We start from the raw sequence: 21,274 nt of genomic DNA, 5'->3' as shown, positions 1-21,274 counted from the left end.
GCGGATCATCGTTCGCGTTCCTCCAGCCAGGCGAGCACCGCGTCGCCGTCCTGGCCGAGCATGGGCGGCGCGGTGTGCTCCACTCCGGCCGGCCCGTCGAAGCGCAGGGGCGGCCCCGGCAGCTCGATGCGGCCCAGCACCGGGTGCTCGACCTCGACGACCAGGCCCTGCGAGCGGGTCTGGTCCCAGGTGTAGACCTCGTCGATCGACCTGATCGCGCCCGCCGGCACGCCGGCCTCGGCCAGCCTGGCCAGCCAGTGGGCTCGGTCGTGGGCGGCCAGGGCCTTCTCCATGTCGGCGATCAGCTCGTCGCGGTGCGCGCGCCGGTCCTTGTTGGTGGCGTAGCGCGGCGTGTCGGGGTCGATGCCGAGCAGCGTGGCGACCTTGCGCCACTGGCCGTCGTTGGCGGCGGCAATCTGCAGCATGCCGTCGGCGCAGCGGAAGGAGCCGTACGGGGTGATGGAGATGTGGTGGTTGCCGCCGGCAGCGGGCACCTGGCCGCCCACCGTCCAGGCGGTGCCGTGGTAGGCGTGCACGCCGGTGACGGCGGCCAGCAGCGACGTGCGCACGACGCGCCCCTTGCCGGTGCGCTCGCGCTCGTAGAGGGCGGCGGCCACGCCGTAGGCGCCGTGGATGCCGGCGAGCAGGTCGGCGATGGAGGCGCCGACGCGGTAGGGCTCGTCGGGCGAGGGGCCGGTCAGCGACATCAGGCCGGCCTCGCCCTGGGCGATCTGGTCGTAGCCGGGGCGCCCGCCCTCGGGGCCGTCGTGGCCGAAGCCGGTGATCGACAGGATGACCAGGCGCGGGTTGAGCTCATGGAGCCGCTCGACGGGGAAGCCGAGGCGCTCGAGCACGCCGGTGCGGAAGTTCTCGACGAGGACGTCACTCTGGCGGACGAGGCGCTCGATGAGCCGCTTGCCCTCCGGAGACTTCAGGTCGACGGCGATGGACTGTTTGTTACGGTTGGCCGCCAGAAAATAGGTTGAAATGTCGTGATCCGGCCCGACAAAGGGCGGGCCCCAGCCCCGCGACTCGTCGCCCCCGTCGGGGTGCTCGACCTTGATCACCCGCGCGCCGAGGTCGCCCAGCATCTGCGCAGCATGCGGTCCGGCCAGGGCTCTGGACAAATCCAGCACGACGATGTCGCCGAGGGGTCCGGGCACGGTCAACCTCCTGCTTGCGTTTTCGGGGCGAAAGAACATTCTCTCAGTTGGCCTTCCCCCGTCATCTACCCTGGGGCGGTGAATTCGCCGGCCGACCGCATCAGGAAACTGCCGCCGTCCTGCGGTCCCGTCCGCCTGGTGGCCGTGGACGGGCCCGCCGGGTCGGGCAAGACGACGTTCGCGCGGCGGCTGGCGGCGGAGCTCGGCTGCCAGGTGATCCACAGCGACGACTTCCCCGTGCCGTGGGAGGAGGGGCCCGGCGGCTGGTTCCACGCGCTGGAGGAGCAGGTGCTCCGCCCGCTGCGGCACGGCCGTCCGGGAGGTTTCCGCAGGTATGACTGGGTGCGCGGCGAGTACGCCGAGCACGTCGCCGTCCCGGTCGCGCCGGTCCTGGTGATCGAGGGCGTCGGCACGGCCCGTGCCTCGGTCGCCGGGCTGCTGGCGTTCACCGTGTGGATGGAGGCCGGCGAGCGGGTGCGCCTCGCCCGCGTGCTGGAGCGGGACGGGCCCGAGCTGGAGCCGCGGTGGCGGGAGTGGTTCGCGGCGGAGAAGGCGTGGTTCGCCGAGGACGGCACCAGGGAGCGGGCCGATCTCGTCATTCAGACGTGAGGTGGGCGACGTCGTTGAAGCGGACGAGCTCGAAGCGGCGGCCTGGGCCGGTCCGCCATACGGAGACGGAGGCGTTGAGCACCGGGGCGTAGGCCAGCACCGCGGCCAGCTCGGCGTCGGGGCCGCCCGCGATGACGTGGCGCAGCCCCAGCACCACCGAGTCGTGGGCGACGATCAGCACCCGCCGCCCGTCGGCGCGGCCGTCCAGGTCGCCGAGGAAGTCGCGGAGCCTGGCCACCACGTCCGCCAGGGACTCGCCGCCGGGCGGGCGGAAGGCGTAGGCGCCCTCGGACTCGCGCCGCGCCAGCTGCTCGGGGAACCGCTCCCTGATCGCGGCCAGGTTGTGGTGCGCGAACGCCCCGGCCCCCTGGTCCCTGAGCCGCGTGTCCACGGTGACCGGGAGCGGGTCGACGCCCCACTCCCCCTGCGCGATCTTCCACGTGTCGAGGGCGCGCAGGTAGGGCGAGCACCACACCAGCTGGGGCGCCTCGCCGCCGGGCAGTGACGCGAGCAGCCGGCCGAGCGCCGTCGCCTGCGTCCTGCCCAGCTCCGTCAGGGTCACCTCGTCGTCGCCGCGTTCGTAGACCAGCGGCGTCTCGCCCGCTTGCCGGTGGGCGAGGTTGGCCTCGCTCTCGCCGTGGCGTACCGCGATGATCAAGGAGGGTCCCATGACGCCATCCTCACACGCGGGCGCCCGTGATGACCTTCGCGAGCGCTTCGGCGACGTCGGCGGCGGCGTCCGGCGCGTCCATGAGCATCGCCTGGCGGATCCACACCACCGTCCGCGCCGCCTCTTCTGCGGCCGGGCAGGGCTCGGCACGCGCGCCCTCGGCGGTCAGCGCGGCCATCGTGCCGAGCGGCGGGTATCCGGCGTCGAGCGGCACACCCTCGGCGGCCATGGCGGCGAGCAGGAACTCGCGGTCCACGTCCGCCTCCACGCGCAGCATGAGGAGGTGGCGGGAGTCGCGCGTGGTGCCCTCCGGCCGCGGCACCGCACGCACGCCGGGGACGGCGGCCAGGTCGCGTTCGAGTGCGGCGCAGAAGGCGTTCCTGCGGTCGATCTCCCCGTCCAGGCGGTCCAGCCAGGGCAGCAGCAGGGCGGCCTGGAGCTCCGTGAGCCGCAGGTTCCAGCCGACGGACGGGTGGCCGTACCACGCGCCGCCGGGGGCGCGCCCGACGTTGCAGGCCGACCAGACGCGCTCGTGCACGGCCTCGTCGCGGCAGACGATCAGCCCGCCCTCGCCCGCGGTCATCGCCTTGCTCGACTGGAAGCTGTAGACGCCGGCGTCGCCCAGGCCGCCGACCGGGCGGTCCCGGTACGTGGTGCCGTGTGCCTGCGCCGCGTCCTCGACGACCGCCAGGCCGTGGCGGGCGGCCAGGTCGTTCAGCGGGTCCATGGCGGCGGGGCTGCCGGCCAGGTGCACCGGCATGATCGCGGCCGTCCTGGCGGTCAGCGCGTCCCGCACGGCTTGCGGGGACAGGTGCAGGTCGGCGGGATCGACGTCGGCGATCACGGGCGTGGCGCCGGCGAGCAGCACGGCGGTGGCCGAGGCCACGAAGGTGTACGCCGGGACGATCACCTCGTCGCCTCTTCCGATGCCCAGGCCGCGCAGCGCGGCGAAGAGGCCGAGGGTGGCGTTGCCGCAGGCGACGCCGTACCGGACGCCGGAGCGGCGGGCGAACGCGGCGGCCAGGTCCGCCACCACGGAGCCGCCCTGGGTGGCGCCCCAGAGGCCGCTGTCCAGGACCTTCGCGACGAGCTCGCGCTGGGCGGGGTCGAGGGGCGGGGGCCAGGCGGGCCAGGGGGTGGATCTGACGGGGATGCCGCCGTGGACGGCGAGAGTCACGAGAGCCTCCTGATGAGGGTGACGAGTGGCGGGTTGCTCAGAGCCCCGGCCCTCGTGCCGGGGGCCGCACGCGCATGATCACCTCGCCTGCGCCTGTCTGCTCCCGCCCTCGGTCCGGCCGCCCCGTTCACGGTGGAGGCGGGGACGCCGGTGGCCTGCTCAGCGTGGGCGCGGGGGCGGGCGGCGGCGTGCGCGGCATGGGAGCCGAAGCGGGGGCGGGCGGCGGCGTGTCCGGCGTCGGAGCCGAAGCGTGGGTGGGCGGCGGTGGGGCGTTCGGGCCGAGGAGGCGGGTCAGGTTGCGGCCCTGGATGAGCGCGCGGTCGGCGTCGGAGATCGGGGCGAGCGCGACCCGGCCGTAGCCGGTGCGCAGGTCGAGGAAGCAGGCGTCCGACCCGAACAGCACCCGCTCAGCGCCCGCCGTCGCGGCCAGCCGGGCGATCCACCGGCCGGTCATCTTCGAGCCGCACGTCTCCAGGTACACGTTCGGATGGTCGGCCACGAGCCGGGCCGCGCGGGCGAACCCGTACGGCCAGAGCCCCGTGTGCCCCATGAGCAGCCGCACGTGCGGATGGCGGGCGGCGACGGCGGCGAACCGGGCGGGGTCGCTCCACGGCGAGTCGGTCTGGCCGTGGGCGAGGACCGGCAGGCCGAGCTCCCAGACCGGCTCGTACAGGGGGTCGTCGAGGCGGCACTGGTGGACGTCGGGATGGAGCTTGACCCCCCACACGCCGTCGCGGGCGAGCGGGGTGCGGTGGTGCGGGTTGTAGACCTGCCACACCCCGAACCTGCCGGGGAAGCGGGCGGCGATCTCCATGGCGAGCTCGTTGCCGCGCACGGCGTCGGGGCCGACGGCGAGCAGGTGGCTGATGCCCATCGCGGTGACGCCGATCCGGTCCATGGCGGCCACCAGGTGCTCGGCGGTGGGCGCGGGGATGAGGAAGTCGGGCCAGGTCCCGACGTGGCCGTGGGCGTCGAGGATCACAGCAGCCGCTCCAGGGACCCGGCGGCGATGCGGTCGACGTCGTCCGGGGGCAGGTCGAGGTGGTCGAGCAGGAAGCGCGGCCCGCAGTCGTCGGCCACGGGGGCGCCGGTGCCGAACACCAGCCGCCGCGCCCCGAACCGGGCGGCCAGCCACTCGACGCCGCCCTGTGTGTTGACGGTGCCGATCTCGGTCCACACGTTCGGCGCCTCGGCCATCAGCTCGGCCACCGCGCGCAACGCGCGGTAGCCGGGGTTGAGCAGCAGGATGCGCTGCGCGGGCAGGCGTTCGGCGAGCCGGAGCAGCTGCGCGGGTGAGGTCTCGTCCAGGTCGATGGCGATCGGCAGGCCGAGCGCGGCCAGCCAGCGCGATGCGACCGGGCCGGTGAGGTCGAAGCGGTGGCGTTCGGGACAGAGCCGGACCATGCGCACCCCCCACGACCGCGCCTCTTCGGGCGTCTCCGGCTCGCCGGCCCCCGGCACGCCCGGCACCACGACGGGCACCGGGATGAGCCGGGGATCGGCGAGGGCGAGCAGGGCCTCGTTTCCGGCTCCCGGGTCGGAGTAGAGGCTGAGCGTGTGGGTGACGCAGGCGCGGTCGATGCCCAGCCGGTCCATGTCGTCCCGCGGGTCCGGCGGCAGGTCGTCGAAGGGCACGGGACCGACGAGCCGGTGGGCGTCGACCACAGATTTCGGCACAGACCGAAACCTAACCGGCGGATGGAGTGACGGTCAAGGGCGGGCAGCGCGGGTCGAGCCTGATCCTGGCCAGGTCGCGGCCCGCGAGCGCCCACGCCCGCCACGAGCCGGGCTCGAAGTGGAGCTGCGGGTTGGTGTACCACTCGTCGCCGAGACCGGTGGCCAGGAGTTTCGCCTCGGCGCCCAGTTCGTACGCGTTGCCGCCGCCGAAGAACGTGGACGTGAAGACCCGGCCCCGGTGCGTGGTCAGCTCGCCGTACCCGGACAGCGTGCCCTGCCGCACCACCTGCCTGGTCGCCAGGTCCATGGCGATCCAGGTGCCCGAATTGCGCTTGTAGACCCCGTACAGCAGCCCGCCGTGCGCCTTGACGTCCTGGAACGTGCGGTGCCCCGGGACCGGGTCCACCTGCCAGAGCACCTTGCGGGCGACGAGGTCGAAGGCGGCGACCGACGCCGTGGTCCTGACCGGCGGGGTCCCGCCCCCGCCGAGCACGTCGCCGCCCAGGTAGACCACGCGGCCGCGGGGGTCGACCGAGAGGCTCATCAGGCTCTGGTCCGGGATGACGCCCTCGTAGACGTCGATCCGGCCGGTGTCCGGGTCGACCACGGACAGCGCCCCGTTCAGCCGGGCGCCGAGCGGGGCGGTGGCGACCACGAGCTTGTCGGTGACGGGGTCGTACTCGATGTCCCACGGCCGCTGCTGGCCGTGCCCGAGATAGCCCACTGCGCGCACCTCGTCGGTGCGCAGGTCGACGGAGACGATCTGACCGCTGGGGTAGATGGCCGCGTAGATCTTGTTGCCGCGCCGCACGAGGTCCTTCGGCTCGCCCGGCATCCGGAACCTGCGCTTCTGGCCGGTACGCAGGTCGCGCACCTCCATCGAGAAGTGGCCGCCGACGTAGACGGCCCGGCCGGGCACGAGGAGCATGCTCTGCGGGCGCTCAGGGCCGCTGGGCAGGCCGGCCTCGATGAGGTCGGCGAACTCGGAGCGCCCCGTGCGCAGGTCGAGCCACCACATGCCGCCGCTGCCCGCGAAGCCGAGCAGGGTGTTCTCGTCGAGCAGGTGCAGCCGCCTGGTCTCGTCGCCCCGCGACGGCGGCTCGGCGATCTTCGTGAAGGCGGCGTCGGCGGCGCGGTAGCGGTGGACGGCGCCGTCCGGGCGGGAGGTGGCGTAGACCGTGCCGTCGCCGGCCGTGGTGAGCATGTCGATCGTGCCGCCGTCCAGGGTGACGCGGCGCTGGTCCGTGCCGTCCGTGCGCACGTCGATCAGCACATTGCCGCTCGCGGCCAGCACGCGGTCGCCGTGCACGGCGACGGCGCCGATGCCGGCCGGGCCGCTCGCCAGCTCCCTGACCGTGCCGTCCGCGCGGTCGATCCGGACCAGCTTGGCCTTGTCGAGCAGGCCGGCGTACACGTGGGCGGCGTCGGCGGCGACCGCCCGCACGTAGCGCTCTCCCTGGGCGAGGACGCCGAAGTCGCGCACCGCGCCCGTGGCCGGCACGTACTCGCGGACCCGGCCGTCGGGGTAGGTGCCGGCGTAGAGCGTCCCGTCGGGCGCGGCGGCCAGGCTCCAGACGAATCCCCCGTTCCTGCCGAACGACCGCAGATGCTCCACGGCGCCGGTGGCCGGGTCGAAGCGGTAGAGGTCCGGCACCGGGTAGGTGCCGACGTAGATCTTGCCGCCGGACACGGCCGTGGCCCACGCGCCCTCCGGCTCGCCGGCGGCCGGGCCGTCCGGCAGGGTGACGGTCCTGACGACCTTGCGGGTCGCGAGGTCGACGTCGGCGAGCACGGGCGGCTTCAACCCGCGGGTGACGACGTAGGCGTGCCCTTCGTGGACGGCCGCCCCCACGATGGCGCCGGTGACCGACGCCGGGCCGAACCGCTCCACCGCGGGCTCCTCGCAGGCCGCCGCCTGGGCCGCCGGGCCCGTGAGGAGCGCGGGTAAGAGCGCCGCCAGGACGATCAGGGGTGATCGGAGCATGGGCGTTCCTCGCGTTCATTGCTGATCGATTTTGGCCCAGACCGTAACCTTATGCGCGTGGTTCGTCAATGGCATGATGGCCCGCATGGCGATTAAGGACGAGACCGCTATGCCGTTCGACGCATGGCGGAGGATCGGCGGGCTGGAGGTCGCGCTCGACGTCGACGTGTTGTTCGGGGCGTACCCGGACCGGGACGGGCCGCCCGGCACGCCCGCCTCGGTGCTGAGAGTGCTGGGCGCGCACCGGATCCGGGCGGCGGCGGTGGCGAGCCTGCGGGCGGCGCTGTTCGACGTGCGCTCGGGCAACGACGAACTGCTCGCCCTCACCGCGCCCGCACCCACGGGACTCCCGGCTTCAGGGCTCCTGGAGGCCGCGGGGTCCGGGACGGCCGTTCCGGGGAACGGCGAGTCGGGGGCAGCGGTCGTTCCCGTCGGGACGGCGATCGTGCCCGTCGGGGCGGTTGATCTTCGTGACCCGATCGGCGCAGCGCGGGAGCTCGACCGGCTGGCGTCGGCGGGGGTGCGGGCCGTCCGGCTGTTCCCCGACGAGCAGGGGGTCGAGGCGGGCTTCCCGTCCGTCCGCCACGTCGCCAGGCAGGCGGCGCGGCTCGGCCTGGTGGTGCTCACGGGCGGCGACGTACGCAGGTTCTGGCGGCCCTTCGCCGGTCTCGGGGCGAGCGTGGTGTTCCTCGACACGCACTTCTACCACCTGGGCGACTTCCTGGTCGCCGCCGCGGACGAGCCCGGCTTCCACACCTCCACCCGCCTGCTCAACTCCCCCGACGCGCTGGAGCTCGCCGCCGCCGAGATCGGCGCCGACCGCCTGCTGTACGGCTCCCGAACCCCCCACTACGAGCCCCTGGTCCCCCTCCTGCGCCTGGCCACCAGCGGTCTGGCACCGGTGGAGATCGCGGCCGTGGCGGGCGGGAACGCGGCGAGGCTGCTGTCCGGCGAGACCGCGCGGAAGGAACAGCCGTGATCATCGACGTGCACGCCCACTGGGGCCCGTGGTTCTTCACCATGGACGTGGCCGAGGCCAATCTCGCCACCATGGACCGCTACGGCATCGACCGGGCGATCGTCTCCGCCACCGAGGCCGTCATCTACGACGCGCCGGCCGGCAACCGCGCCCTGGCCGCGTACCTGGAGACCCAGGACCGCCTTCTCGGTTACGTCACGGTCAACCCGCGGCGGCTGCGCGAGGCGGAGGAGGACCTCCGCGCGTACCTGCCGGGCGGCCGGTTCGTCGGCGTCAAGATCCACACCGACTACACGGGCTCGCCTGTCGCCTCCCCGCAGCTCCGGGACGCGCTCACCCTGGTCGCCGAGGCCGGCTGCCCCGCTCTGGTGCACACCTGGGGCGCCTCCGTGCTCGACCTGGCGCGCGTGTGCCAGGACATCCCCGGCCTCCGGGTGATCGCCGGGCACATGGGGGCGGACGGGTACCGGCACGCCATCGAGGCCGCCAACGCGTGCGACCGCCTCTACCTGGAGCCCTGTTGGTCCCACGCCCCCGCCGGCCGCATCGCGGAGGTGGTGGCCGCCGTGGACCCGGCCCGGCTGCTCTTCGGCACCGACGCGACCCTGATCGACCCGTCGTCGGCGTTCGGCGCGGTGGCGGCGGCCGGACTCTCCGCGGAGACCGCCGAGCGCGTCGCCTGGCGCAACGCCGCGGCGCTCTTCACGATCTAGCTCCCAGACCCGAAGCTGGACATTACGGCCCCGTCCGTTATAGCGTGCGGCCAAACTTCACCCAGGGAGCCCGCGCATGATCCCCCGCCGTCGTTTCCTCCACGCGGCCGCCGCGACCACGGCGGCCGCCACCCTCACGGCCCCGCCCGCCCAGGCCCGCGCCGCCGCCCGCGAAACCGTACCCCCGAAGCCCGAGGGCACCATCACCGACCTCGGCCCGGCGAGTGTCGCCAGCCCGCTCGGCAACGGCGAGTTCATCGGCGGCGTGCTCTACGCCGGGTCCCGCGGCCTGTCGCCCAACGTGGTCGGCGCCTACGACCTCACGCAAGATTCGGTCACGGCCCATATCGACATCCCGACGGGGATCGGCATCTGGGCCATGTGCCGGTCCGGCACCGACGTCTACGTCGGGACGCACGCCCGATCCGACCTCTACAAGATCGACACCACCACGAACCAGGCCACCAAGGTCGCCGAGTACCCCGACCAGTACATCTGGACCATGGCCTCCTCCCCCGACGGCAAGGTCTACCTGGGCACGTCGCAGCCGGGCCGCGTCTGGGAGTACGACCCCTCCACCGGCACCAGCCGCGATCTCGGCCAGCCCGCCCCCGGCGAGGCCTACGTCCGCAGCATCCAGGCCGACGACCGGTACGTCTACGCCGGAGTCGGCGCCAACGCGCACCTCATCGCGATCGACCGCGTCACCGGCGAGAAGCGGGAGCTCCTCCCTCAAGCCCTGGCCGACCGCGACTGGGTGGCCAGCCTGGCCATGTCCGGCACCCACCTGGCCGGCGGCATGAACTCGCTCGCGGAGTTGCTCGTGCTGGACAAGGCCGCGCCGGAGAACTACGAGGTCGTCAAGGCCACCGCCCCCGGCGAGAAGTACATCGTCTCCGTGCTCATCCACGACGACCACGTCTACTTCGCCGGCCGCCCCTCCGGCACGCTCTACCGCTACGGCCTGACGACCGGGAAGCTCGAGGTGCTCGGCGTCCCGTACTTCGAGGCGGCCACCCACCGCCTGCTGGCCCACGAGGGCCGCGTCTACGGCGTCCAGGACAGCGCGGTCTTCGTCTACGACCCGGCGACCGGCTCGCTCGACTACCGCAACCTCGTGCAGCGCGGCTTCCGGGCCGCGCCCGAGGAGCCGATGTCCGTGCACTCCGACGGCAGGCGCGTCTACGTCGGCGGCAAGGGCGGCGCCGACCTGCACGACCTCGCCACCGGCCAGGTCACCAGGCTCGCCATCGCGGGCGAGCCGAAGACGATGCTCACCGTCGACGGCTCGACGTACCTGGGCGTCTACACCCAGGCCGCCCTGTACGCGCACCGCGCCGGCGAGCGCGAGGCCACGCTGATCGCCCGCACGGGCAACCAGCAGGACCGGCCGCGCGACCTGGCCTTCGACGCCCGCACGGGCCTGGTGGTCATGCCCACCCAGCCGGAGCCCGGTCACATGAACGGCGCCCTGTCGCTGTATTCGCCGCGCACGGGTGCGTACGAGACGTACCGGCCGGTCGTGGAGCGCCAGACGGTCTACTCGGTCGCCGCCCGGCACGGCGTGGCCTACCTCGGCACCCTGATCCAGGAGGGCCTCGGCCTGCCGCCGCTCACCACGACCGCCCGTCTGGCGGCCTTCGACCTGGTGCGGCGGAAGCTGTTGTGGCAGGTGGAGCCGGTGCCGGGTGCCCGCCACATCTCCTCGCTCTCCCTCGGCCGGACCGCCCTGTACGGCATGGCGAGCACGGGCGAGGTGTTCGAGTTCGACCTGCTGCGCAGGAAGGTCACCAGAACCCTCAAGGTGGGGGCGAAGGGCGGGGAGCTGTTCGTCACCGGGCGGGTCGCGTACTGCTCGGACGGGGACAAGATCGTCAAGATCGACCTGATCCGGTTCACCGCCACGCCCATCGTGGAGGGGCTGGCCGGGCAGTGGTTCGGCGGCGAGCCCAAGCTCGCCCTCGACCCCTCGCGCCGCGCCCTGTACGCCGTCCGCGGCCGCAACCTGGTCCGCGTCGCCATCACCGGCCGCTAGTCATCCCCTGAGCACGCATACCGGGGTGCGGCCCTTCCGCCCGCCGGCCCTCAGCGCGGGATGGAGACCAGTGCGGCCCGCTCCCCCTCGGGCAGGGGCGGGCCGTAGGGGTCGTACGCGTGCGTCCCGGGAATGAGGCCCTCGGCGGCGGCCAGCCAGAGCATGCGCTGGACGTATCCCTCCATGGGTTCCGTGAAGGTGACCCGCGCCAGCCGGTCCAGCCGACCCGACGCCTCCTCGAACGCCCGCAGATCGGTTTCCTTGAACGCCTCCAGCACGTCCGCCGTCACCGCCACGCTCGCCGCCGCGATCCCGACCAGGGCCGCCTCGGCGCCCCACAGCAGCGACGGGCCGAACATGCGGTCCTCACCGGTGATGGCGAGCCGGTCGGCCTCCCTGGTGAGCGCGATGGCGCGCTGGCAGCCCATCGCGTCCGACAGCAGGGCCGTCTTGAGCCCCGCCACTCCGGGATGCGCCAGGAGCTCGCGCAGCGTCCGCTCCGGGCACGGGAGCGTGTAGAGGTCGAAGGCGATCATCGGCAGGCGGGCGGCCCGCCACACCTCCTCGTGCAGGGCCACGCGATCGCCCGCGGACGGGAACACCAGCACGCCGTCCGCCCCCAGCCCGGCCGCGACCCGTGACTGCTCCGCCGCCACGCGCGCCAGGTCCGCTCCGCCGGGCTCCGCACCGCCCTCCTTCCCGGGCGCGGGAGAGCCGCCGCCCTCCTTCCCGGGCGCCGGAGCGCCGCCGCCCACGCCCACCAGCACGGGCACGCCCAGCGCGACGGCGCGCTCGATGACGGCGACCCGGGTGGCGGGCGGGAGGAACGGCCCGCGGCCGGTGTGCGCGAGGACGGCCAGGCCGGTGGCGCCGTCGGCGACCAGGCCGGCGAAGTAGCGCGAGACCACGTCGAGGTCCACCTCGCCGGAGGCCGTCATGGGGGTCGCCGCGGCGGCGATCAGCCCGCCACGGAGCCGGTCCCGCAGGTTTCGTGCCGAAATATCCACCTAGAGGATCTTATTTCAGCCCGGTCATCGCGATGCTGTTCACCAGATACCGCTGCAGCAGGAAGAACACCAGCAGGCACGGCACCACGGACACGGCCGCCGACGACATGAGCACCGACAGCTGCAGCTCCTCGGTCCGCAGCGTGGTCAGGCCCACCGTCAACGTCCGGGTGGCGTCGCTCTGCCCGACCACCAGCGGCCACAGGAAGTCGTTCCAGTGCCACAGGAACACGAACACGCCGAGTGTGGCCAGGATCGGCCGGGTCAGCGGCACCACGATCGTCCAGTACACCCGCCACTCGGAGGCCCCGTCGACCTTGGCCGCGTCGAAGAGCTCGTCCGGCAGGCCCAGGATGAACTGCCGCATCAGGAAGACGGCCTGGGAGTTCGCCAGCGTGGGCACGATGAGCCCCCAGAACGTGTCCACTCCGTTCAGGCTGTTGACCAGCACGAACGTCGGGATGAGCGTGGCCTGGAACGGCACCATCATGGTCGCCAGGAACGTCCAGAACATCGCCTCCCGCCCGGGGAAACGTTTCTTGGCGAAGGCGTACCCGGCCATGGAGGCGGTGAGCAGGATGATCACTACGGACACCCCGGCGTAGATCACCGAGTTGAGCGTCCAGGTGGCGAACCCGGACGACGCCAGCACCCGCGTGATGTTGTCCAGCGTGAGCGACTCCGGCCACCGCGTGGGCACGGTGGGCCGCCCCGCCGGGGACAGCGCCACCACGAACATCGCCACGAACGGGCTGACGGTCAGCACGGACAGCAGCGCCAGCAGGGCCGCGAGCGGCCACGTGGTCCGCCACCGGCGCCGGCGCGCTGCCCGGACGGCGCCGGCCGCGGCCACGGGACGGGACGCGGTGATCGTCATGTGTTCCCCCGATCCAGGAAACGGCGCTGGACCAGCGACACCACCAGCACGATGGCGAACAGCACCATGCCCCACGTGGCCGCGTAACCGAAGTCGAAGGAGCGGAAGCCGTGGTCGTAGATGCCGTAGATGAGGGTGTAGGTGGCCCTGGCGGGGCCGCCGCCGGTCATCACGTAGATGGTGTCGAAGGTCTGGAACGCACTGATCGTCTCGATCACCAGGACGAAGAAGATGGTGGGCTTGAGCAGCGGCAGCGTGATGCGGCGGAAGCGCTGCCAGGCGCCCGCGCCGTCGACCGTCGCCGCCTCCAGGTACGACGACGGGATCGACTTCAGCCCCGCCAGCAGGATGAGCATCGAGTAGCCGAATCCCTTCCACACCGACACCACGGCCAGCGCGGGCAGCACCACCGCCGACTGCTCCAGGAACGCCACCGGCCCGAGGTCGGCCTTGGCCAGCAGGCCGTTGATCAGCCCGTCGAACTCGTAGATCCAGCGCCAGATGATGCCGGCCAGCACGAAGCTGGTCACGTACGGCAGGAAGAGCATGCCGCGGAACAGCCCGCGCATGAAGACCACCTGGTGGAGCAGCAGCGCCGTGCCGAGCGCCACGAGGAGGGTGAGCGGCACGTAGACCGCCGCGTACACGAGCGTGACCCGCAGGCTCAACCAGAAGTTCACGTCGTCGAGCAGCCGGGCGTAGTTGTCCGCGCCGATGAAGTCCCACTCGCCGCCGATGTTCCAGTTCGTCAGGCTCATGCCCGCCGCTCCCAGCGACGGGAAGATCCGGAAGATCAGGAAGAGCACCAGCACGGGCAGCACGAACAGCAGGCCGGTGACCGGGTCACGCAGGCGATGACGCACCAGGTGAATCCTTTCCTCGCTCAGCCGCCGCTGCCGAGCAGCTGGTCGGCCTCCTTGGCGGCCGCGTCGAGCGCGGTCTTGGCGTCCTCCTTGCCGAGCAGCGCGGCCTGGATGTGCGGGGCGAGGAGTCCCATGACGTGACGGGCCTTGGGGTGGGTGTCGCCGGGGAAGGCGTACTGCAGGGACTTGGCGAACTCCTTGGACGTCGCCGACTGGTCCGGCACCGTCACGTCCGTCCGCGCGGGGAAGAAGCCCGACTCCTTGGCCAGCGCGGCGGAGACCTCCGGGGAGGCCAGGTAGGTCGCGAGCTTCTTGGCCGCGTCCTTGTTCTCGGAGTGCTTGGCCAGCACCAGGCCGCCGGGGATGCCGAACGCGACCCGCTTCTTCCCTTCGAGCGGCAGGCCGATGCCGACGTTCTCGGCGCCGATGGCGGCGCCGAGCTGGTCGGCCTGGCCCGCGGTGGCCGCGTGGTACATGGCGGTCTTGCCGGCGGCCAGCGCGCCGCCCTCGATGTCGTTGCCCTTGCTGGCGGTGTTCTCCGGCAGCCCGCCGGCGGCCTTGAGGTCGAGCAGGAGCTGCAGGCTCTCCACCCCCTCGGGGCCGTTGAACGCCACGGTCTTGCCGTCGGGGGCGAAGACGCTGCCGCCGTTGGCCCACAGGATGGGATAGAAGCTCTGGTTGAGGCTGACCTCGGGCTTGCCCGGGTAGTCGAGCACGGCGACCTTCTTGGCGGCCAGCTTCGGCGCGGCCGCCTTCAGCTCGGCCAGCGTCTCGGGCGCCTTGTCCACGCCGGCCTCGGCGAACAGCTTCTTGTTGTAGATCGGCGCGGTGATGGTCTGGTAGATGGGCACGCCGTAGAGCTTGCCGCCGACGGTGAGCGCGCTCAGCGAGTTCGGCAGGTACGAGGCCTTGGCCGGGGCGACGACGTCGTCGACGGCCTCGACCGTGCCCTGCTGGGCGTACTGCGGGATCTGGTCGGGACCGAGCACCACCAGGTCGAAGCCCTTCTTCGAGACCAGCGCGGTGGTGACCTTCTCCTGGCGGCCCTCCCAGGGCTGCTGGTCGATCTTGACGTCGATCGCCGGGTTGGCGGCCTCGAAGTCCTTCTCGACCTTGCCCCAGAACGCCTGGCTCTTCGCCTGGTCCCCGATCACGGGATACATCCACAGGGTCACGGTGCTCTTGTCCGAGCCGCTGCCGGATCCGCACCCGGCGGCCGCGAGGCTCAACGCGGCCGCGAGGCCGACTGCCGCTGCCTTCTTCATCGGCGGCTTCCTTTCGACAGTAATACCGGTCCTGACCGAAACCTAGTAACCGCTCTCGACTGGGTCAATGGCTGATACATGAACGTAACTACGGTCGAGCCCGAAATTTCACGATCTCTCGGGCGATGGTCTCGACGTGCCGCGTCGTGTAGCGCTCGTTCCAGTCGATGACCAGCAGGGTGCGCTCCACCAGGCGCTCGGCCTGGGGGCACGGGTTCGGCTCGTAGCCGTCGAGGGGGTAACGGGAGGCGCCGTAGATGGCCGCGTCCCACACCGGCGCCCTGTTCAGGGGCTCGGCGAGATAACCCGCGTGTGCCGGGATCCCGGCCGCGGCCAGGTGCGCGGCGAGCTCGGGGGCGTCGCCGTCCGGGCACACGAGGGGGAAGAGCCACCAGGCGTGGCCGTCCGGGCGCGGCAGCCGCACCCCGGGGACGCCCTTGAGCGCGTCGAGCAGGCGCGCGGCGGTGCGGCGGCGGGCCGCGACCACCCCCGGCAGCTTGGCGAGCTGGGCGCGCGCCACGGCGGCCTGGAGCTCGGTCATGCGGTAGTTGAGCCCGAAGGCGGCGTGCGAGCGCCCGGCCGCGCGATCCCAGCCCTTGTCGGCGAAGAGCCGCATCCGCCGGGCCAGCTCCTCGTCGTCGGTGATCGCCACGCCGCCGTCGCCGCAGGTGATGTGCTTCCACTGCTGCAGGCTGAGGCAGCCCACCTCCCCCACCGTGCCCGCGAGCCGGCCGCCGGGCAGCTCGGTCAGCCACGCCTGGGCGCAGTCCTCGATCAGCGTCAGGCCGTGCTCGTCGGCCAGGGCGCGCAGCCCGGCGGCCCGGGCTGGGGCGCCGAACAGGTGGACCGCCATGATGGCCCTGGTCCGCGGGCCGATGAGGGCGGCCACGGCCCCGGGATCGAGATTGCCGTCGGACGGATCCACGTCGGCGAAGACAGGAACGGCGTTCTGCGCCAAGATGGGGGCCACGGTTCCGAAATCCGTGATCGGTGTCGTGATGATCTCGTCTCCCGGGTCGGGCGCGGCCGCCACGACCGCCAGATGGAGGGCCGCGGTGCCGGAGCTGCAGGCGATCGCGTGACGGGAGCCGTAGACTCCCGCGATCTCGCGCTCCAGCGCCCGCGCCTCGGTCCCCCAGACGGAGTTGAGCATGCCCGAGCGGATCACCCGCTCGGCGGCGGCCACCTCCTCGTCGCCGAGGGTGCGACCGTCCGCTTCAGCCATCGACGGGAACTTCACCGGTACACCTCACAAGATATCATTGCGGTCTTGACCGAAATCAGCGACAGGGAGGGCGAGGGTGGGAATCGTCATCGGGGTCGTCGGACCACACGATCTGGTCGACGACGTCGCGGCCGTCTGCGAGGAGCAGCCGGGCGTCAGCGCCCTGCGCCTCGACTACGACCACGAGTCGCAGGCGCCCGCGATCGTCGAGGCGCACGCGGGCGCCGTCGAGGGATGGCTGTTCACCGGCATCGTGCCGTACATGCTCTCCCGCGACGCCGAATCGCTCGACCGTCCCGCCGCGTTCGTCGACTACTCGGGCGCGACGCTGCTCAACGCCCTGGTACGCCTCCAGCACCAGGGCCAGGACGTCACCCGGCTGTCGATCGACACGTTGTCCGCCGCCGCCGTGCACACCACGTTCACCGAGGCCGGGCTGCCCACCGACGAGCTGCGCACGCTGCCGTACCGGCCGGAGATGACCTCCAAGAAGGCGATCGCCTTCCACCGCAAGGGCCCCGCGCACCCTGTGATCACCTGCCTCAGCTCGGTGCACGAGGCGCTCCGCGACCAGCTGCACGTCCTGCGCCTGGTGCCCTCCGTCCACTCCGTACGGGTGGCGCTGCGCCAGCTCCTGCTGACCGCCGAAGGGCAGGTGCAGGAGGACGCGCAGATCGCGCTCGGGCTCATCGAGGTGGCCGGCGAGGAGGGGCTGCTGCGCGAGGCCACGGCGCTCGGCGGCACGCTGGCGGCCTTCCGCGGCGGCACCCATCTGCTGGTGACCACCCGCGGGCCGCTGTACGACGCGACGGGCGGCTTCACGGGGCTGCCCATGCTGGCGAGGCTGGCAGGCCACAACGACGTGGTACGTGTCGGTTTCGGCCTGGGCCGCAGCGCGGCGGAGGCGGAGAGCCTGGCCCGCCGCGCGCTGGCGAGGGCCCGGCGGATCGGCGACGTCGCCGCCGTGCTGTCGCTGCGGGCGGACACGGACATCGTCCTGGAGTCCGTCACCGCCACCCCGCCGCCCGGCGGCCAGAACCTCTCGGTCATCGCCCGCCGGGTCGGGCTGTCGGTGCCCACGCTGGAGAAGCTCCTGGAGGCGCGTGCCGCCGCCGGGGACGAGCCGCTGACGACGCGCGAGATCGCCGACCGCCTCGCCGTCCAGCAGCGTACGGCGCGGCGGATGCTGCATCGGCTGGAGCTGGCGGGGCTGGCGGAGCGCACGGGGAGCCTCACCAGCGGCTCCAGCGGCCGCCCCCTGACCCTCTACCGCCTCACCCTCTGACCCGCCACCACCCGTCACCGCGCCCCGGGCGCCACCACCCTCCGCACCCTCTGACCCGGCACGGCCCGTCACCGCCGCGCTGCTCAGGCCGCCACCGCGACGGCGCGGCCGACCCGTGGCCGGCCCAGCGGGGAAGCGGGGGGCCGGATCTGCGACGGCGACCGAGCAGCCGACCTCCAGGGCACCACCCACACCCACCCCCACGCCATGGGTTCCACCGCGAGGACGCGTCCGGTCCGCGCCCGCAGCTGCCGGGCTCGGCGCCGCGACGGTGACCGCAGGGCGGTGGTGGCTCGCGTGGGTGAGAGGCGGGTGAGCGAGCGGCGTGCGGCCGAACGGCATCCGCCCCAGCGGCAGGCGGGCGAGCGGCAGGTGGAAGAAGGACGCGAGCGCGAGCGGCGGGCAGGTGGGCGGCACCCGAGCGAGCGGCGGGCAGGTGGGCACGGGGTCAGGAGAGCCAGCGGTCGAGGCCGGCCGCCACGAAGTCGTCGTCCCGCAGCCACGGATAGGCGGCCCAGACCCGGTCGATCTCCCGCAGCTGGCCCGGCGAGAGCTCCTCCTCCGGGTCCAGGCACCAGCGCCCGGCCAGCAGCCCCTGCCGCCGCAGCACCTCATGAATGCCCGGGATGCACCCGTGGAACCCGTTGGCCGAATCGAAGATGGCCGCGTTGGCGTCGGTCAGGTGCCCGTCCAGGGTGAGCAGCCGCCGCACCGCCGCGTCGTCCCCCGCCCGCGCGAGCCTGGCCTCCTCCAGCAGCTCGACGGCCCGCCGCACCCACACCGCCCACTGCCCGAGCAGCCCTCCGGCGAACTCGACCTCGACCTCGCGCCCGTCCACCACCACCCGGTGGCAGGTGATGAGGTCGGCCAGGATGTGGTCGTCGTTGCCCGTGTAGAGGGCCACCTCCCCCGCCCGCCCGGCCCGCACCACGCCGTGCAGGACGTCGAGTGTGCGGTAGCGGTCGAAGGGGGCCACCTTGATGCCGACGACCGACTCGACGCCCGCCAGCTCTGTCCAGAAATTTCGTGACAAGGGCCGCCCGCCCACCGCCGGCTGCAGGTAGAACCCGATCACCGGCAGGACCTCACCCACCGCCCTGGCCCGCTCGATCAGCCCGGCCTCGTCGAGCTCCTGGTACGGGCTGAGCAGCACCATGTGGTACCCGAGCGACCGGGCCAGCTCGGCCTCCGCCACCGCCTGGGAGGTGGGCCCGGTCGCCCCCGCGACCAGCACCACCTCGCGCTCGTACTCCGCGGCCGTGCGCGCCGCCAGCTCCAGCACCGGCGGCAGCAGGCCGGTGCCGTGGATGGCGAACTGCGTCGTGTGCACGCCCACGGCCAGCCCGCCCGCGCCCGCCTCGACGTAGTAGCGGGTCAGGGCCCGCTGGCGGACCTCGTCCAGTTTCCTGTCCTCGGTGAGCGCGAGCGGATGCGCCGGGATCACCAGGCCGCGCCTGAACAGGTCGCGCACTGACGTCTGCGCCTCCGAAGCGGTGCTGAGCACGTAGGTCCCCCTCATGTGGTCGAGATGGCGGGCTGGGCTGGTCAGAAGCGCCCGTCGCGGCGCTCGAACTTGGTCGGCTTGCCGAGCAGCGGCCCGCCGCCGGCCACCCACCGCGCGGTGTGCTCGACGAGCTCGGCGGGGGTGAGCTCCGGGTAGCCGAACAGGCGGTGGCAGCGCCCGGCGTTCGACAGCAGCGCGGTCGGGGCCTCCTCGCCGGTGAACACCGGCTCCTTGCCCATCGCCGCGCCGAGGGCCAGCGCGGCCTGGCGTACCGAGACCAGCTCGGGCCCGGTCACGTTGAGCACGGCAGGCGGGGCGGCGGCCAGGGTCAGCGACCGCAGCGTGACCTCGTTGGCGTAGCCCTGCCAGACCACGTTCACCTGCCCCGTCGCCAGGTCGATCGGCTCTCCGGCCAGGATCTTCTGCGCGAGGTCGACGAGCACGCCGTACCGCAGCTCGACCGCGTAGTTGAGGCGGATGAGCGACAGGGGCGTGCCGTACGTCGCGGAGAAGTGCTCCAGCACGCGCTCACGGCCCAGGCAGCTCATGGCGTATTCGCCCACGGGCCCCACCGGTGAGTCCTCGGTGCTGCCGCCGCTGCCGACGGGGACGAGCGGATAGACGTTCCCGGTGGACAGGGCGGCGATCCGGCTGTCCTTGAACCGGTCGGCGACGCGCCCCGGCAGGTACGCGTTGGTGAACCAGGTGGCGTGTTCGCGGCCCTGCGTGCCGAACTTGGCGCCGATCAGGAAGACGACGTTGGGCGCGTCGGGCAGGTCGCGAAGCGCGCGCTCGTCGGCCGCGTCGGCGGGCACCACGGTCGCGCCCTCGCCGGCGAGCGCCTCGGCGAGCCCGGGTTCGGAGAAGCGGGACACGGCGATGATCCGCCGGTCGGCGCCGCCGGCCCGGATGGCGTTGAGCGCCAGGCGCACCAGGCTCGGCCCCAGCTTGCCGCCGGCGCCCAGGATCAGGATGTCGCCGTCGAGCCTGCTCAGGTCGTCGATCAGCCCGGCGCTCGGCCGCGCCAGCCGCTCCTCGAGTTCCGCAGTCGTCCGCACGCGGGGTCTCCTCCATCCGTCATTTACGGTCCAGACCGTAACTGGGACGGACTTCGGCTGTCAACGGCGAACCTCGGATCAGACGGCGCTCGGGGGCGGGGAGAGCGGGTTGTCAGGGCGCGATCGCAGCAGCGGGGCGGCACCGCTCACGCGGGCTCGCATGACCGGGGCGGCACCGCTCAGATGCGCTCGCAGGACCGGGGCGGCACCGCTCGGTCGTGCTCGCAGCAGTGGGCCGGCGCCGCTCAGGCGTGCTCGCGGGCGCTGACCAGCACCTCCAGGACGGCCCTGGTCTCCGCCCACGGCACCGGGCTCGGCGCGCCGCCGACCATGGACAGGAACGCGTCGATGGTCCCCTCGTACCCCAGTCCCTTGATCGGATCGTCGCCGGCCTCGATCACGATCGTCTCGGAGCCGTCGCGCTTGTGCAGCGTGACGTCGTAGGACTCGCCTTCGGACACGCCGAGGATCTCCACCGTCCCCGTGACGCCGCTCCCCCACCGCAGCGCCATGACGCCGGTGTCCTCCGAGCGCAGCGTGCGGTAGTGCCGCCTGGCCCCGGCGGCGCCCGCGAGCCCCACGTCCGGCCCGAGGAGGGCGACCAGCAGCTCGACGCCGTGGATGCCCATGGTCACCATGGTCCCGCCGCCCTCGCCGGGCGTGTCCTGCCAGGCGTTGTAGCCGGTGGCCCAGAGGCCCACGTCATGCCGTACGGTGGCCCGCACGGCCAGCACCTCGCCGGGATCGACCCGTGCTCCCGCGAAGGCCGGCGCGAACCTCAGCACCGAACTCGACAGCACCCGCTCGTGGATCGCCAGCCGGTCGAGCGCGTCGAGCTGGGCGCGGGTGGCGGCGGCCGGCTTGTTCACGAAGCACGGCACGCCGGTCTCCAGCACCCGCGCCAGCGCCTCGGGCACCTGCGGGTTGGGGACGGTCAGCACCACGCCGTCCGGCCCGGCGGCCAGCACTTCGCCGAGGCTGCCCGCCACCTTGACGTCCGGGTGCTCGTCCGTGAAGCGCCGCAGCCGCGCGGGGTCCTGCTCCCACACCACCAGCTCGGCATGGCGGGTCAGGGTGCGGGCGTCTGTGTAAGGGTGGCTGGTGGCGAGCCCGGCCAGAGCGACACGCACGATCGTCTCCCTTCCTAGCGGAAATGCAGACCATCATGACAGCCGCCGTCGCC

General features: G+C 73.0%; 19 protein-coding genes. 5 read left to right on the top strand and 14 right to left on the bottom strand.

The window, feature by feature from the left end:
- Window positions 1–5: 5 nt before the first annotated feature.
- Entirely contained in the window at window positions 6–1,163 is a 1,158-nt protein-coding gene (locus ID574_RS04010) for a CaiB/BaiF CoA transferase family protein (protein ID WP_188187368.1), read from the bottom strand.
- Between the two features lie 78 nt (window positions 1,164–1,241).
- Here ID574_RS04010 and ID574_RS04005 point away from each other — a divergent pair, with 78 nt between their 5' ends.
- Entirely contained in the window at window positions 1,242–1,772 is a 531-nt protein-coding gene (locus tag ID574_RS04005; protein ID WP_188187367.1) for a uridine kinase family protein, read from the top strand.
- On the opposite strand, the gene ID574_RS04000 is transcribed toward ID574_RS04005, so the two are convergent.
- From ID574_RS04000 to ID574_RS03980, 5 genes are all read right to left on the bottom strand, one after another.
- Window positions 1,759–2,442: a histidine phosphatase family protein gene (locus tag ID574_RS04000; protein WP_188187366.1), complete on the bottom strand. Its 684-nt coding sequence runs from the start codon at window positions 2,440–2,442 to the stop codon at window positions 1,759–1,761. The two genes, ID574_RS04005 and ID574_RS04000, sit on opposite strands and share 14 nt — an antisense overlap.
- Window positions 2,443–2,452: 10 nt before the next feature.
- Entirely contained in the window at window positions 2,453–3,619 is a 1,167-nt protein-coding gene (locus tag ID574_RS03995) for a DegT/DnrJ/EryC1/StrS family aminotransferase (RefSeq protein WP_188187365.1), read from the bottom strand.
- Between the two features lie 127 nt (window positions 3,620–3,746).
- A complete protein-coding gene (locus ID574_RS03990; protein ID WP_188187364.1) occupies window positions 3,747–4,601 on the bottom strand; it encodes an amidohydrolase family protein in 855 nt (284 codons plus the stop codon).
- Entirely contained in the window at window positions 4,598–5,296 is a 699-nt protein-coding gene (locus tag ID574_RS03985; protein WP_188187363.1) for an amidohydrolase family protein, read from the bottom strand. The genes ID574_RS03990 and ID574_RS03985 overlap by 4 nt, the downstream gene beginning before the upstream one ends.
- A 10-nt stretch (window positions 5,297–5,306) precedes the next feature.
- Window positions 5,307–7,280, bottom strand: a complete 1,974-nt coding sequence (locus ID574_RS03980; protein ID WP_188187362.1) for a PQQ-binding-like beta-propeller repeat protein — start codon at window positions 7,278–7,280, stop codon at window positions 5,307–5,309.
- Between the two features lie 85 nt (window positions 7,281–7,365).
- Here ID574_RS03980 and ID574_RS03975 point away from each other — a divergent pair, with 85 nt between their 5' ends.
- From ID574_RS03975 to ID574_RS03965, 3 genes are all read left to right on the top strand, one after another.
- Window positions 7,366–8,259 carry an amidohydrolase family protein gene (locus ID574_RS03975; RefSeq protein ID WP_223166346.1) on the top strand — a complete coding sequence of 298 codons (894 nt, stop codon included), beginning with the start codon at window positions 7,366–7,368 and terminating at the stop codon, window positions 8,257–8,259.
- Window positions 8,256–8,972, top strand: coding sequence for an amidohydrolase family protein (locus ID574_RS03970; protein WP_188187361.1), 717 nt, complete (start codon window positions 8,256–8,258; stop codon window positions 8,970–8,972). Before ID574_RS03975 ends, ID574_RS03970 begins: the two co-directional genes overlap by 4 nt.
- Window positions 8,973–9,048: 76 nt before the next feature.
- Window positions 9,049–11,007 carry a PQQ-binding-like beta-propeller repeat protein gene (locus ID574_RS03965; RefSeq protein WP_188187360.1) on the top strand — a complete coding sequence of 653 codons (1,959 nt, stop codon included), beginning with the start codon at window positions 9,049–9,051 and terminating at the stop codon, window positions 11,005–11,007.
- Window positions 11,008–11,057: 50 nt separating this feature from the next.
- On the opposite strand, the gene ID574_RS03960 is transcribed toward ID574_RS03965, so the two are convergent.
- From ID574_RS03960 to ID574_RS03940, 5 genes are all read right to left on the bottom strand, one after another.
- The gene (locus tag ID574_RS03960) at window positions 11,058–12,014 is read right to left on the bottom strand and encodes a dihydrodipicolinate synthase family protein (RefSeq protein WP_223166345.1); all 957 of its coding nucleotides are present in this window, start codon (window positions 12,012–12,014) and stop codon (window positions 11,058–11,060) included.
- A 10-nt stretch (window positions 12,015–12,024) separates the two neighbouring features.
- Window positions 12,025–12,891, bottom strand: coding sequence for a carbohydrate ABC transporter permease (locus ID574_RS03955; RefSeq protein WP_188187359.1), 867 nt, complete (start codon window positions 12,889–12,891; stop codon window positions 12,025–12,027).
- Window positions 12,888–13,754: a carbohydrate ABC transporter permease gene (locus tag ID574_RS03950; protein ID WP_188187358.1), complete on the bottom strand. Its 867-nt coding sequence runs from the start codon at window positions 13,752–13,754 to the stop codon at window positions 12,888–12,890. The genes ID574_RS03955 and ID574_RS03950 overlap by 4 nt, the downstream gene beginning before the upstream one ends.
- A 20-nt stretch (window positions 13,755–13,774) precedes the next feature.
- Complete coding sequence (locus tag ID574_RS03945) at window positions 13,775–15,019, bottom strand: ABC transporter substrate-binding protein (protein WP_188187357.1); 1,245 nt, start codon at window positions 15,017–15,019, stop codon at window positions 13,775–13,777.
- Window positions 15,020–15,107: 88 nt separating this feature from the next.
- Window positions 15,108–16,259: a DegT/DnrJ/EryC1/StrS family aminotransferase gene (locus ID574_RS03940; protein WP_223166344.1), complete on the bottom strand. Its 1,152-nt coding sequence runs from the start codon at window positions 16,257–16,259 to the stop codon at window positions 15,108–15,110.
- Window positions 16,260–16,320: 61 nt separating this feature from the next.
- Here ID574_RS03940 and ID574_RS03935 point away from each other — a divergent pair, with 61 nt between their 5' ends.
- Entirely contained in the window at window positions 16,321–17,529 is a 1,209-nt protein-coding gene (locus ID574_RS03935) for a response regulator (RefSeq protein ID WP_223166343.1), read from the top strand.
- Window positions 17,530–17,977: 448 nt separating this feature from the next.
- Here the strand turns inward: ID574_RS03935 and ID574_RS03930 are convergent, their stop codons facing one another.
- From ID574_RS03930 to ID574_RS03920, 3 genes are all read right to left on the bottom strand, one after another.
- Window positions 17,978–19,048 carry a dihydrodipicolinate synthase family protein gene (locus ID574_RS03930; protein ID WP_188187356.1) on the bottom strand — a complete coding sequence of 357 codons (1,071 nt, stop codon included), beginning with the start codon at window positions 19,046–19,048 and terminating at the stop codon, window positions 17,978–17,980.
- A 26-nt stretch (window positions 19,049–19,074) separates the two neighbouring features.
- The gene (locus tag ID574_RS03925; RefSeq protein WP_188187355.1) at window positions 19,075–20,091 is read right to left on the bottom strand and encodes an NAD-dependent epimerase/dehydratase family protein; all 1,017 of its coding nucleotides are present in this window, start codon (window positions 20,089–20,091) and stop codon (window positions 19,075–19,077) included.
- A 245-nt stretch (window positions 20,092–20,336) separates the two neighbouring features.
- Window positions 20,337–21,221 carry a Gfo/Idh/MocA family protein gene (locus ID574_RS03920; protein ID WP_188187354.1) on the bottom strand — a complete coding sequence of 295 codons (885 nt, stop codon included), beginning with the start codon at window positions 21,219–21,221 and terminating at the stop codon, window positions 20,337–20,339.
- Window positions 21,222–21,274: the final 53 nt, after the last annotated feature.

The organism is Nonomuraea sp. SYSU D8015, assembly GCF_008065375.1.
Classification (GTDB): domain Bacteria; phylum Actinomycetota; class Actinomycetes; order Streptosporangiales; family Streptosporangiaceae; genus Nonomuraea.
The sequence above is the reverse complement of the archived record's forward strand: the minus strand, read 5'-3'. Positions and strand labels throughout refer to the sequence as shown.